General features: G+C 48.3%; 10 protein-coding genes. All 10 read left to right on the top strand.

Annotated features, from left to right (window positions below; genetic code table 11):
- Nucleotides 1–80 precede the first annotated feature (80 nt).
- Nucleotides 81–974: an alpha/beta hydrolase gene (locus tag EKK48_24320; GenBank protein ID RTL37231.1), complete on the top strand. Its 894-nt coding sequence runs from the start codon at nt 81–83 to the stop codon at nt 972–974.
- 940 nt (nt 975–1914) lie between these two features.
- Nucleotides 1915–2244, top strand: coding sequence for a transcriptional regulator (locus tag EKK48_24315; GenBank protein RTL37230.1), 330 nt, complete (start codon nt 1915–1917; stop codon nt 2242–2244).
- A gap of 12 nt (nt 2245–2256) precedes the next feature.
- The gene (locus EKK48_24310; GenBank protein RTL37229.1) at nt 2257–4212 is read left to right on the top strand and encodes a cation-translocating P-type ATPase; all 1956 of its coding nucleotides are present in this window, start codon (nt 2257–2259) and stop codon (nt 4210–4212) included.
- On the top strand, nt 4209–5219 hold the full coding sequence (locus tag EKK48_24305) for a hypothetical protein (protein RTL37228.1): 1011 nt from the start codon (nt 4209–4211) through the stop codon (nt 5217–5219). The genes EKK48_24310 and EKK48_24305 overlap by 4 nt, the downstream gene beginning before the upstream one ends.
- A gap of 440 nt (nt 5220–5659) precedes the next feature.
- Nucleotides 5660–5983 (top strand): transcriptional regulator, encoded by a 324-nt coding sequence (locus tag EKK48_24300; protein RTL37227.1) that lies wholly within the window; start codon nt 5660–5662, stop codon nt 5981–5983.
- Entirely contained in the window at nt 5943–7403 is a 1461-nt protein-coding gene (locus EKK48_24295) for a TolC family protein (GenBank protein ID RTL37226.1), read from the top strand. Before EKK48_24300 ends, EKK48_24295 begins: the two co-directional genes overlap by 41 nt.
- Before the next feature lie 12 nt (nt 7404–7415).
- Nucleotides 7416–8831, top strand: a complete 1416-nt coding sequence (locus tag EKK48_24290) for an efflux RND transporter periplasmic adaptor subunit (protein ID RTL37225.1) — start codon at nt 7416–7418, stop codon at nt 8829–8831.
- Nucleotides 8824–11958, top strand: coding sequence for an efflux RND transporter permease subunit (locus EKK48_24285; protein ID RTL37224.1), 3135 nt, complete (start codon nt 8824–8826; stop codon nt 11956–11958). The genes EKK48_24290 and EKK48_24285 overlap by 8 nt, the downstream gene beginning before the upstream one ends.
- Before the next feature lie 147 nt (nt 11959–12105).
- Entirely contained in the window at nt 12106–12744 is a 639-nt protein-coding gene (locus EKK48_24280; protein RTL37223.1) for a hypothetical protein, read from the top strand.
- Nucleotides 12608–12952, top strand: coding sequence for an IS110 family transposase (locus EKK48_24275; protein ID RTL37222.1), 345 nt, complete (start codon nt 12608–12610; stop codon nt 12950–12952). The genes EKK48_24280 and EKK48_24275 overlap by 137 nt, the downstream gene beginning before the upstream one ends.
- Nucleotides 12953–13429 lie beyond the last annotated feature (477 nt).

The raw sequence follows: 13429 nt of genomic DNA, 5'->3' as shown, positions 1-13429 counted from the left end.
AGGTGGAACTTTGGTATCATGACCTGACGAAGCCGATGCCTTAAATTGGGCTCCAGTCGATTCTGTATGGTAATTGCTAATTGCACCTGTATTCAAGATCTAAATCCCTTGCTATCTTCTCGACCGGGGCTTTTCTGGGCGCTTGCCTGCTTGTGCCTAAAAGCGAATCTTCGGAAGATATTAAGGCAGGCCCATCAATATTTCGTCCTGCCGATGCTCAACGAATCGCTGACATCTCTTACGCTGATGAATCCGAGCGGCAAAAACTCGATCTATATCTTCCGAGAGACAAAACACATCTATCGCCCTTAGTTATTTCGATTCATGGTGGAGGATTTTCCCAAGGCGATAAAACTATGTTTGTACCAACCTTCTTAACCAATTACGGTTACGCGGTAGCGAGCATCAATTACAGACTTAGCGGTGACGCACCATTTCCGGCGCAAATACTTGATTGCAATGCTGCTTTGAAATTTCTGCGCAAAAACGCGCCGAAATTCGGACTGGATAGCTCACGTATAGCTTTATTTGGTGTTTCGGCTGGGGGTACCCTAGCTGCTCTTCTTGGCACTGCGCCTGGTGATACGGCATCGGAAAGTGGGACCGCTCAAGTTCAGGCGGTTGTTGATTGGTCTGGAATAACCGACATGGCGAAATACTACGATCAAGATCCGCACAGACGAATTTTGATCGAAAAACTTCTAAACGGGGAGCCTAGTAAGAATCAGGATTTAGCAAAAATGGCCAGTGCTGTCTATTTTGCCAAAAAAGATTTGCCGCCATTTCTTATTATGCATGGCGATCAAGATGAAGTTGTCCCTGTATCACAGAGCGAAGAATTATATACAGTTCTTCTAAAAGCAGGGGCTGATGTCCAGTTGCACATTATTCGCGGCGCAAATCATTCTTTGATCAGTGAGCGAAATGCCAAAGTAGTCATAGACTTTTTAGATCTACATCTCAGAAAAAAATAGTCAGTGAGATTTAAGTTAAAGCTGCTACCGAACCAAACATACGCGAAGCACAAAAGCAAGTTACTCCCCCAGAAATGAATAGGGATAGAAAATTATCAACCTGCCGCTAGAAATTGAAAGGTTTAAAGCCTGAAGTGGGTGGCGTTTCGGGCTGGAATGAAACATTGGCAATCTCTTGCCTGAGCAAAAAGCGAATTTAACGCTGTTCAAAAGGGTTCGCTGCAGTCATGCGACCGCCGCCATGATTGTTAGCAAGCCTGCCATCCAGTTCTCTAACAACTGCATGCACAGCTAGACTTTATCGGCTGGAAAAACGCCTTTTTTGCCGGTCAAGACTGGGACCGTAATACCAAGGCGTTCCGCAAAGACAACTTGCGGGATCTTGCGCTTCTTCAATTCGTCCAGGAGCCAGTAAATCTTGATGCCATGCTGCCCTTTGTCGGAACTGACGCGAAACCCTTTGCTCATGTTTTGCTCCTTCTAAGCCCCACTGCCCGAGGTGATTGTTTAAGGACAATGGACCGGTGTAATGTGGCCGATATATTCTGCCTCGGTGCCGCCTCGGCATTGGCTCCTCCCAGCCCGCCCCAGGCTGCCGCCACGTTGCGCAGCGGTGCCCCCGCCGCGCTAAAAAGATGTGCCATAACATCATGTTTTTCCGAGCAGCGATCATCGTTTTTTTGGGTTCATTTCCGGTGCGCTGATGTCTGCCGCGCAGGCCGCGCTCTGGAACAGTCCAGCACAAAAGAGGGGACAACCACCCAAAAACTGCAATTGGGTGCTCATTGTTACGGGTGTGCTTTTGTTGACAATAGGCATATTTTTTTGCGAATGTCTCGATTTCCGTTTCCATCTTTTCTTTACTTCAGCAAGGCACTTTTTGAGATCATATCAGTCTATGCTGATATGATACCTGGGTAAAGAGTCCAAAGGTAAAACGATGCAAGCTGTTAACAAAACAAGCCAAATTCAGCTCAAGTCCAAGCTTTTCAGGGGTTTTGGAGACGCTTCACGCCTGTTAATAATTGAAACCTTGCGCGACGACGGACCAAAGTCCGTCAGCGAAATTGTTGCAGCCTCAGGCTTAACACAGCCAAACGTTTCCAATCATCTGGCTTGTCTTCGTGAATGTGGACTGCTCAGCGCTGAACAGAACGGCAAGTACGTCTGTTACAAGATAGCCGATCCCCGAGTCTCAATCATTCTGGAGCATGCTGAAGCGTTGCTAAACGAGTGTGACGCTGATATCACCAACTGCACTCGCTATTAGAGGTTCAGAAGTATGACCGCCGTAGAAGATAGTTGTTCAAGCTGCAAATCATCACGGACGCCTACCAGCGAGAGTTTGAAGCCCTGGCAAAATCCCAAAGTGTTGACATCGTCCGTTTCCGGTCTCCTGCTTTTGGTTGGCTATCTTATTGGGCTTTCCCAGAATTATCTCGTTGCGAACTGGATATATGGTGCATCCGCAGTCATTGGCGCATTTTACTTCGCTAAAGAAGCCGCAGAAGAGCTTCTCAAAGAGCGTGAGATAGGTATAGAAATGCTCATGACCACGGCTGGTGTCACTGCGGCAGTAATGGGACAATTGCCTGAAGCAGCCATGCTCGCATTCCTCTACTCAATCTCTGAGGCTGTTGAAGGATACACGGAGGAAAAGACACGTTCATCGATTCGCGCTCTGATGAAGCTGGCGCCAAAAGTAGTCACAGTTGAGCGTTCGGGCTCTCTGCAAGAAATACCTATAGATCAGCTAGCAGTCGGCGATTTGTTTCTTGTACGACCCGGACAGTCAATCGCTACCGATGGCAAAGTTACCGAAGGCACATCCAGTGTAAACCAAGCACCAGTCACAGGTGAAAGCGTACCTGTTGAAAAGGCAGTCGGCGACCAAGTTTTTGCAGGCACCATCAACAGCGAGGGGATGCTGAAAATAACGGCTACAAAGATTGCTGCTGAGAATACCATTGCTAAAATAATTCACTTAGTCGAAGAAGCTCAAGAACGAAAAGGTGAAAGCCAGAAGTTCATAGAACGTTTCGGCAGGCGCTACAGTCCTATAGTTCTCTTGCTCGGACTACTGCTGGCAATTATTCCTCCCCTGTTTCTCCAGCTACCTTGGTCTGACTGGTTGACCCGCGCAACGGTGTTCATCGTCGCAGCCGCACCCTGCGCGTTGGTGATTTCAATCCCGATCACACTTGTGGCTGCTATCGGGGCGGGAGCCCGCATGGGTATTCTCGTCAAAGGTGGTGTTCACCTGGAGAATCTGGCCACAATAAAAGCAGTGGCCCTCGACAAAACAGGCACGATTACTCGTGGCCAGCCTGAAGTCTCGGAATTTGCACTTTTTGAAAAGACCGGAAATATTACTGAGACTGAACTGCTTTCGTATGCGGCAAGTCTAGAGAGTTACAGCGAACATCCGCTTGCTCGTGCGATAGTCAGGTACGGACAGTCCAAAGGTCTTCCATCGCACGATGTCAGCCAGTGGCGTTCCATCATAGGTGCTGGCGCCACAGGAAGGATCAAGGATCGCGTCGTTTCGATTGGCAGCCCAACTCTATTTAAACGCCAACTGGAGACTAATACGTCTGCTGAGATACAAGTTAAAGTCTGGCAATCCAAAGGCAATACCGTAATTCTCATTGGCGACGAAAGCAGTGCCTGGGGCGCCGTTGCACTAAGCGACAGCATTCGAGCTGAAGCGAAGACAGCTATTAAGGCGCTTCACGAAGCAAAGATCGCGGTGGCGATGCTCACTGGCGATAATGAAAAAGCCGCCCAGCATATAGCATCCGAAGTAGGGATCGATTCTGTGCTTGCCGAATTGAAGCCCGAGGACAAAGTCATTGCAATCAACAAACTGTTGGAAAAGCACCAATTCGTAGCTATGGTAGGAGATGGTGTAAACGACGCACCAGCACTCGCTGCTGCCACCGTTGGCATCGCAATGGGTGCAGTCGGAAGCGATGTCGCCCTAGAGACAGCTGATGTTGCATTGATGGCAGACGACTTGAGTAAGCTACCGATCGCATTCAGATTAGCTCAACGCACTAGGGCAATCGTCACGCAGAATTTGTATCTTTCAAGTGCAGTTATCGCCGCTCTCGTTGTCGCTGCAATTTTTGGATTTCTATCACTACCGGGCGCTGTTCTCGCCCACGAAATTAGCGAGCTTATCGTCATTGCTAGCGGTTTGAGAATCTTGCGAAATCAAGAGGCACAACAATCATGACGAGGGCATGGAAACAAGCAATCCTGATTTTTCATCCAGGTTCAGGCCGAGCCGATCGGCTCAGTCAGGCTGTTCGAGAACTCACTGACAGTCTCTGCCAGAATAATTGGCGCCTGAACCTTCGAACATTAACCCTAGAACCGCGACACCTGCTGGACGATGAATTCCTATCGGCTGATCTAATCATTGCCGCTGGCGGGGATGGGACTGTGCGAACAGTTCTTGAGGCAGTGGCACAGGCACGTCTACAAACACCGGTCGCTATCATTCCCATTGGGACAGGTAATCTTCTCGCTCGTAGTCTGGGTTTGGTAAGTCCTAATGAACGTCACCGAGTCAGGCATGCCGTTGATACCATACTAAACGGCAGTCCTATCTGTATTGATTTAGGCAAAGCAAATGGACATTATTTCACTGTCGATGCAGGGATCGGTCCCTTTGCTGAAGCAATTGCCGCACCCAGCCCAACTGAGAAAAGACGCTGGAAGTTGTTGTCTTATATCAAACCCTTATGGAAGGCGGCAAGGACTGCTCCGATCCGCCTTAGAATAACCAGCGACGGGGAAACTTTCGAGCGCCGTGCTCGCGGCTTACTGATCACTAACGCAATAGATATGGGCATAGGGCAGGGCGTCGATGTCCACCAGATCTGTGATGGAACACTGGATTTGTGCATCCTTAATCCACGCACTTATGGCGAAATGATCGAGATAGCCCTGCGCTTCGCTAAATGGTTCTTTTTCGGACGGGCTTCAACACATTTGCCATATGAAATCTTACATGTGCGCAGTGCAAAGATCGAAGTGCTGGAAGATTCCACCTGCCAGCAAAATCAATCTTCGTTACCTGCAAATAAAACGCCATTGATGCTCGATGGCGACATTGAAGGACTGACGCCGGTTCTTGTCGAGGTGATACCACATGCGGTGAACGTAATCATTCCCAAGGCAGTTTTTGAACGAACAATTTGTCATTGCTCCCAGGCTGACCAGCTCGCTGCAAGTTAGGGCTGTAAAAGAGTTTTTAGAGTTCATCTGCACACCTATTCATCGACATCAATTCACACTTCCTTCCCCTGATCAATCCGCTAATGTTAGCTGTACACTGTGCGACTTAAATGATCTGCAAGCGTACTCTCGGGTTTGATTCCGATGCTCCAATCGTTGTTTGCCGACAACAGAACTCGTTATTTCAAGTAACGAGTCGACATCAAATCCTGCAGTGCAACCGACCGAGCAAAAAGCCTGCTGCCACCAAACACACAATTCCTTCAGAAAGAATCCAGGTGTTTGTCAGTCAGCGTTCGAAGGAGCAAACCCCGCCGCTGCAATGGTTCGCGATTTATAGAGCACTTTTGTGTTGCATCGTAAACCCCACTTGTGGACGGCTTAGACTGTCCATGCTATAACGTATCAGTCTTCACTGATATATTTGACCAGATCAACCAATGCAAACAAAATCTGACGCTGACCTATTGGTGCATAAATTCCTGCGGGGACTGGCAGATCCATCAAGATTCACCATTCTCAGCTGCCTTACCGAAAAATCTATGACCGTTAATGAGTTAGTTGCAGGAACAGGACTTGGGCAGCCTAATGTTTCAAACCACCTCGCATGCCTTAAGGAGTGCGGTCTCGTAGATTGCACCAGTGAGGGGCGATTTGTTCACTACTCGCTGAGTAACCAGCGTATAGCTGACTTGTTGTTGCTGGTTCGCTCAGTGACGGCTGATGTTGCAGGGCAAGTCAAGCAGTGTCGCAACTATGAATAAATCTTTGAACTACGTTTTGATTCAGTGTTTCGCACTGTTTAGCTCTGTATTGAGTGCTGTTGCCGCGCAAGGTCCAATTTTTGAGCAGCCCCAACAGAACCCGGCATTAGGTCCCAAACCAAGTGCTGTACCTAGTTCAACAGATTCACAACAATCGGTAGCCACGCCAAATCTTTATTTTTTGTCTGGTGGTGAGCCAGTCCCCCTCACTTTGTCAGCCGCATTTAAATTGGCTGATGACAATAATCCCGAAATAATTCGATCAGGAAATGATGTCTCTGTAGCCGCAGCCGGTATCAAAAGTGCCGCAGCAATTCCAAATCCCCAGCTCACCCTTCAGTCCGGTTTTGGTCAGGCTTATACAAATACTATTGCTGGTGAGCCACAAGCCGTTGGAATCAATCAGATACTTGAAACAGGTGGCAAACGCCACTCCCGCATACGTGTGGCCAAAGCTTCTCACGAATTATCGGCTATTAAATTACGGGCTGTACGCTTTGATATTCACACACGTGTTCGCAGAGCATACCTAGAGCTGTCGGCGGCGCAGGCATTTACAGAGCTTATTGTGCGCCAGCGAAGTCTAGCCGAACGATTGCTAAGCATTGCACGCGAACGTTTTAAGGCTGGAGATGTACCGGAGTCGGACACTTACCAGGCGGAATTGAGTAAAAATCAATTTGATACCCAAGTCAATCTTGCAAACGGCAGAATCAGACAAGCTCAAATCCAGCTCAGCACTCTTTTGGGACTGCCGACAAATTCGGCTGTAGTTGCTCAAGAACAAGTATCGGTCACTATTTCAGAACCTACAGATCTGGTGCCGAAACATGGGATGAATTTGCCCCAGCTCAATGAACTTGTTGAAAGTGGCTTCTCCCAACGCCCGGATCTTTTGGCAGCAAAGCAGCAAATAAACCTATCAGCTCAACAGCTTCGGCTTGCTAAAGCGCAGCGCATACCGGATGTCATAATAGGGTCTGGCTTTGTTTACACAACCTTTCGAGATGTGCCCAAACAACAATTCGGTGCATTTTTGAACGTCAACGTTGACCTGCCAATTTTTTATCAAAGGCAGGGCGAAATTGCTGCGGCTCAGGCTGTAATCAACCAATCGACTACAGATGTCCTTATTACGCGAAGAAAAACTCAAGCCGAGATCCAGGCTGCATACGAAAATTTCCATTTGGCGCAAGCAAACATCAATCAGTATGAAATGAACCTGATTGAAAACGCGCAGCGTTCCACTAAGGCCGCTGAACTTGCGTACAAGTATGGCAAAAATCGCCTAGCTGACGTAATTCTGGCGCAACAAGCAGCGCAGCAAGTAAATTCAGGATATTTTGACGCCGTCATCTCTTACGCAAACGCTTGGTCAGACCTGGAAAAAGCCGTAGGACACACAATAGCCCCGCGGTAAATGGAGTAACAAATGTACAGTCGAAATCTCTTACCACTTCTGGCTATTGCAACCTTGATCAGCCTAACCGTTTCTGCCAGTTATGGTTACGCTGAAGAAGAGACAAACAAATCAAAAGACGCTGATACCACTGGCAATGTGGAAATTGCTGTTGACGTTCAAAAAGCGATGGGTCTTACAACCCAGCAACCAGCACTCCTAGACTCAACGCAAAGCCATATCATCAATGGGCAAATTGAGTCTATACCAGCAAATACTGCTGACGTGAATGCGCCGCTAGCAGGACGGATACTCACTTTGCTAGCACAAAAAGGACAGAGGGTCTCTCAAGGCGATCCACTGATAGTTGTCGATACTCCAGAGATTCGACAACTCGCAGTCGAATCCTCGCGAACAATTGCACAGAATCGCCTCGCTGTAGAGCAGGCTCAAGCTAGGCTCAGTCTGGCAAAAACAAACTTTGAACGGGAAAAGACTCTTCTAGAACTCAAAGTGACCGCCCAAAAAGACTATCAAGCCGCCGAAAGTCTTTTGCGGCAATCTGAAGCTGATTTAAAAGCCGCGCACGTGCAATTGCAGCTAAGCAATGCCATGCTGAAAAATCGATTGGCTCAACTGGGGCAACGAATACAAGCAACAGCCGATGGTCATGTCACCTTGTATTGTCCGCTTTCCGGAGTTATTTCTGATCAACAAGTTACACCTGGAGAATCCGTAGAGCCTGCTCGACTACTTCTGAAAATCGTTAATACGTCGCAGGTATGGGCCGTGGCGCAAGTCTATGAAAAGGACATACACCTCGCCCAGATAGGACAAAAAATCATCGTTAAGACCCCTGCATGTCCCGGTCAGTCTTTTACGGCAATCATAGGGGCCATTGATCCAGAGGTCGATCCAGTCACTCGAACCATAGGAGTTAGGGCGCTCATCAACAATCCAAAAGGTCTTTTAAAACCACAAATGTTTGCAACGATAGAGCTTGTCGGTTCAACCAAGAACCCCTCGAAAGCGCTGTATTTGCCAAGTGATGCACTGGTGACATCGAGTGGGAAAAACGCCGTTTTTATTAAGCGGGATAGCACGCATTTCCAACTCGTTCCCATTAGTGTTAGTGAAACTAAAGACAATTACGTGCGCGTGTCAACTGGGCTGGCCGCCAATGATAACGTCGTGACAGAACGAGCTTATCAATTACTTGCGGAAACCTCTAAATCAAGCATACCTTCTGACGATGACGAAAAAAGCGAAGGAAAGGCGGATGCTAAGCCAGCTTTCCCAATGTGGCTAGGTTTGCTGATTGGAGCGGTGCTAATAATAGTCGCATTTGTTGCAGGCAAGCTGACCGGACGCGGCAACAAAGCTATAGACGAAAAATCGCTCGCAAACGATGCACCTGTGGGTACTGCGGAGAACCATACCAATGCTTAATGGTTTGATTTTATGGTCGATTAGCAATCGATTCATTGTAGTCATTTTATCGATTTTGGCCCTAGGAATGGGGCTTAGTGTCGTTTTGAAGCTGCCACTTGACGTTTTCCCTAACTTTGCGCCACCGCAAGTAGTCATTCAAACCGAGGCGCTTGGCTTAGCCCCGGAAGAGGTGGAGTCACTTGTCACTTTACCGCTAGAGAGTGCCCTGAACGGAACACCGGGCCTGGTCGATATTAGATCTAGTTCGGCAATCGGACTATCTGTAATAACCACTATCTTTGAGGGCTCCACAGATATTTATCGAGCCAGGCAACTCGTCGCTGAAAAGGTGCAGCAAGTTGCACCACGCCTGCCTCAAGGAGTCAATCCACCGTTGTTATCACCTATTAGCAATCCGGTTGGAGACGTCATTAAGTATGCCCTCACCATCGATAGAACCAAGTCTAGTTCTGATCCAACAACGTTACTAGATGTGGCTACCATCGCCAACTGGCAAATTCGCAACAGACTCCTGGCTATTCCGGGGGTGACGCGGGTACTGGTTCTTGGCGGCGGCGAAAAGCAGTATCAGGTTTTGGTGCACCCGGAGAAGCTGAAACAGTTTGGTGTGACGTTGCTGCAAGTTACCGAAGCTGCCCGCAATGCTAATTTAAATGCTCCCGGCGGCTTTCTTTTAAAGCCAGACCGTGAATTTCTTATCCGCGGCTTGGGTCGCCTTCGTAGTATCTCCGATCTGAAAACGTCAGTGGTGGCGGTAAACAAGGGCGGTATTCCGATTCGCCTTATCGATGTTGCTGATGTCGTCATTGGTTCAGGTGTCAAACGCGGGGACGGCTCTTTCGCCGGAGAAGATGCTGTCATCGTAACGGTCACCCGTTCACCTTTTGCCGATACGCCAACAGTAACAGGAGCAGTCGAATCCGCGATGAACGGGATCAGAAAAACTCTGCCTGTTGATGTCAGGGTAGCGACCACATTTCGACAGGAAGACTTTATCGAGAAGTCCGTAGAGAACGTGGTAGAAGCCCTGCGTGACGGCGCCCTCATTGTCGCCGTAGTCTTGGTTTTATTCCTGGGCAATTGGCGAACCATTGCAATCACGCTCACTGCGTTGCCACTCTCGATAGTCCTTGGTCTTGTTGTCCTGAACTGGTTTGGAGTTGGCTTAAATACAATGACTCTGGGCGGTCTTGCCATCGCGCTGGGTGGCGTCATCGACGACGCAATCATAGATGCTGAGAACGTGTACCGGCGCCTTCGTGAAAACCACATAAAGGGCAGTGCGGCACAACCACCTCTCAAAGTAGTATTCGAAGCATCAGTACAAATTAGAGGCTCTGTTGTATTTGCTACATTGATTCTCTGTGTCGTTGTGTTGCCAATCTTTGCCCTGTCTGGAATTGAAGGGCGCATTTTTACTCCACTTGGTTTGGCGTATATCCTCTCTACACTGGCATCACTGCTGGTGGCACTGACAGTTACTCCAGCACTCTGTTATCTATTGCTCGCTAATCGAAAATTGCCCGAAGACGAAACATGGACAGTGCGCAAGCTCAAAGGGATCTACGAACCGATATTAGCCTTCGCCATGAGGAGACCAATGGTTGTTTTGCTTGCGTCCGTTTTGGGATTTTTCGCGAGCCTTTTGCTTTTGCCTGCGTTGGGCACAACGTTCCTGCCTGAATTTCAGGAGCGCAGCTTAGTTATCACATTGAATCAAATGCCTGGCGCTTCTTTGGCATCCACTCAACAAATCGGCAAGGCCATCGAGCTTGCGCTTATGAAACATTCAGAAATTGAGACCGTTCAATTCCGTGCTGGGCGAGCCTTTGGTGATGACGATGCTGGTGTCGTTACTTTTGGCGAATTGGATATACAAATTGCTGAACACTCTAAAGATAGAGCCACAGTGATGGAAATGATCCGCAAAGAGCTGGCTCGCTATCCTGGTGTTTCAGCCAATCTCGGCGGATTTATTTCAAATAGAATTGATGAGACTCTATCAGGCACCAGGGCTGCTCTGGCGATAAAGATTTTTGGCCCAGACTTGATGATTTTGCGATCCCAAGCGCAATCCGTCGCCGGAGCAATCGAAAAAATAAAAGGCTTAGTAGATCTACAAATTGAGCCTCAACAGCCGGTTCCGCAAATCTCTGTTCGCTTCGACAGAGACAGTGCAGCTCGCTATGGGTTGACGGTTGGATCACTAGCGGACACAGTGGAAACCGCGCTCAACGGAAAGACAGTTTCACAGGTACTGGAAAGTCAGCGCTTATTCAACCTAGTCGTGTGGCTGTCACCAGCTGCTCGAAATAACGCTGAAAAGATCGGCAATCTTCTCGTTGATACGCCGACTGGAGTCAAGGTGCCGTTATCATCGGTTGCTACTCTCGTCCGCGATTCAGGCCCTAATACAATCAATCGGCAAAATGTTTCCCGGCGCATTGTTGTCTCAGCTAATGTCTCAGGCCGAGATATCGGCTCTGTTGTGTCCGATGTCAAAAGAGAATTGAGCGAACACGTTGCTTTGCCGCCGGGTTATTACCTAGATCTCGGTGGACAATTTCAAGCACAACAAAGGGCTAGTCAAGAGCTTCTTGTGTATACCTTGGTGGCAATGCTTTTCGTCGCGGTTCTAATCCATCAGTCGGTAGGTTCAATAAGGTCCACAATTTTGATACTAACCAACCTGCCCCTGGCTTTAATCGGCGGCATAATTTCTGTTTCTGTAAGTGGTGGTGTTCTATCAGTAGCCTCATTAATTGGCTTCATAACCTTGTTTGGCGTGGCCAACCGAAACGGCATTATATTGGTCACAACCTACAACCACATGCTTGAGGCAGGAGTGCCTATCCGACAAGCAATCAAAGAAGGCTCAATGGAGCGACTGTCACCCGTGCTAATGACCGCCTTGACCGCTGCTATGGCCATGTTGCCATTGATGATTGGTGGCGGTGCCGGAAAGGAAATTCTGCAACCCCTTGCTTATGTTGTGTTCGGTGGTCTTTTCACATCCACAGCACTGACTCTGGTTGTTATACCGGCGTTGTTCAGTCGTTTTGGTCCCAGCCGTCAAAACCTGGTTGATAATCCTTCGGTTGTGACGATTTCCAGTACTCAATAAAGGTCTAGACGGGTCTAGTGTCTCCGTCGTTATGCCAAAAAAGATTGTATGCAGGGCGGGTTCAGGATGATTGCTGTCTGACCAATCTCTGTCGCATGGCTTGGAGACGCGCCAGGTGGCGGTACAGACAGCACCAAAAAACAGGGTATGGAAGTTTTGCGAAACAAACCCAACACTGCTTTGGAGAACATGCCTATGCCGAAATCTATCACGCCCATGGAAGGTAAAGCTACGTTTGTAGGAATCGATTTCCACAAACGTTTCTCTGTAATTACTGTGGGAAACGAGAAGGGAGAGGTGCTGAGCCAGCACAAACTGTCGAATGACGAGCACGAAGTTCGAAAGTTTTTTCTGCGATTGGACCCAGTAATTTGTGCGATTGAGAATTGCCGCGGCAACGAATGGTTCGTTGAAACAGTCAAACAATGCGGTTCGAAAGTTAAAGTCGCAAACACCTATGCTGTGAGATTAATAGCCGATAGTGTCAAAAAGAATGACAAAATCGACAGCAAAATTCTGATGGAGTTAGTCATCCGAAACTACCTGCCGGTCTGCTATCAACCGAGCAGAAATGAGCGCATATTGAGAGAGAATTTGCGATGGCGGACAAGACTGATGCGTTCACGAACACAATACAAGAACATCGCACATGCGGTTCTGGACAAGGAAACAAAGAAGCTCGATTGGGGTCCGCGCTTGGGCGCAATTGTCTACAACAAGAAAGCAGTCTCACTCCCGAGCGTCACAGCAGCTTGGGGAGTGCCTCGAGGTGATCGATTATTTTGAAGAAAAGATGGTAAATCGGGATCGAATCTTAATGCAACTAGCAAAGGACTCTCCCGAAGTGCAGTTGCTGAAAACGATTCCAGGTGTTGGAGATATCTCGGCATTAATGATAGCTGCTGAATTGGGTGACATCACGAGGTTTAAGAACGCTCGGCATGTTGCTGGTTATATCGGCTTGGTGCCTCGCCTCTATGCGAGTTCAGTGTGATGAGAATGGGAGCAATTACAAAAAGAGGTCCAAGAATTTTGCGATGGATACTCCTACAAGACGCATGGATGGCTGTAAGAACTTCGAAGCCGTTTCTGAGTCGCTACAACACAATACTTAAGCGCAGAGGCAAAAAAACCGCAATAGTTGCGATCGCCCGAACGATTGCAGAGATCGCATATCACGTTTTAAAGGACAAAAAAGAATTCGATGAGAAAAGGATGACGCTGGGCTAGGACGTTTTTCGGCCCGTTACTGTGCTTGCACAGAGAACGTTAAAAAAGGTTGATACCGGCCCAGCACGGACTCAACCTGATTACGAATGGAAGGGTGTGCAGTCAACTCTGACTAGCGTCGACCGAACGAATGTCCAAGGGCACAAAAAGCGCATGGGAAGAGGATCCACTCTCCCTACTTTGCGCGCCTGAGATGACGAAAATTGAACGAAAACATGGGTATTGACACGATCGCCGCCCT

Source organism: Candidatus Melainabacteria bacterium, from assembly GCA_003963305.1.
Lineage (GTDB): Bacteria > Cyanobacteriota > Vampirovibrionia > Obscuribacterales > Obscuribacteraceae > PALSA-1081.
The sequence above is the reverse complement of the archived record's forward strand: the minus strand, read 5'-3'. Positions and strand labels throughout refer to the sequence as shown.

Bases quoted from the DNA above. Each gene is read 5' to 3' on its own strand.
- EKK48_24295 (RTL37226.1), top strand. From the start codon at position 5,943: ATGTTGCAGGGCAAGTCAAGCAGTGTCGCAACTATGAATAAATCTTTG.
- EKK48_24275 (RTL37222.1), top strand. From the start codon at position 12,608: ATGCGGTTCTGGACAAGGAAACAAAGAAGCTCGATTGGGGTCCGCGCT.
- EKK48_24285 (RTL37224.1), top strand. From the start codon at position 8,824: ATGCTTAATGGTTTGATTTTATGGTCGATTAGCAATCGATTCATTGTA.
- EKK48_24315 (RTL37230.1), top strand. From the start codon at position 1,915: ATGCAAGCTGTTAACAAAACAAGCCAAATTCAGCTCAAGTCCAAGCTT.
- EKK48_24280 (RTL37223.1), top strand. From the start codon at position 12,106: ATGGAAGTTTTGCGAAACAAACCCAACACTGCTTTGGAGAACATGCCT.
- EKK48_24310 (RTL37229.1), top strand. From the start codon at position 2,257: ATGACCGCCGTAGAAGATAGTTGTTCAAGCTGCAAATCATCACGGACG.
- EKK48_24300 (RTL37227.1), top strand. From the start codon at position 5,660: ATGCAAACAAAATCTGACGCTGACCTATTGGTGCATAAATTCCTGCGG.
- EKK48_24305 (RTL37228.1), top strand. From the start codon at position 4,209: ATGACGAGGGCATGGAAACAAGCAATCCTGATTTTTCATCCAGGTTCA.
- EKK48_24290 (RTL37225.1), top strand. From the start codon at position 7,416: ATGTACAGTCGAAATCTCTTACCACTTCTGGCTATTGCAACCTTGATC.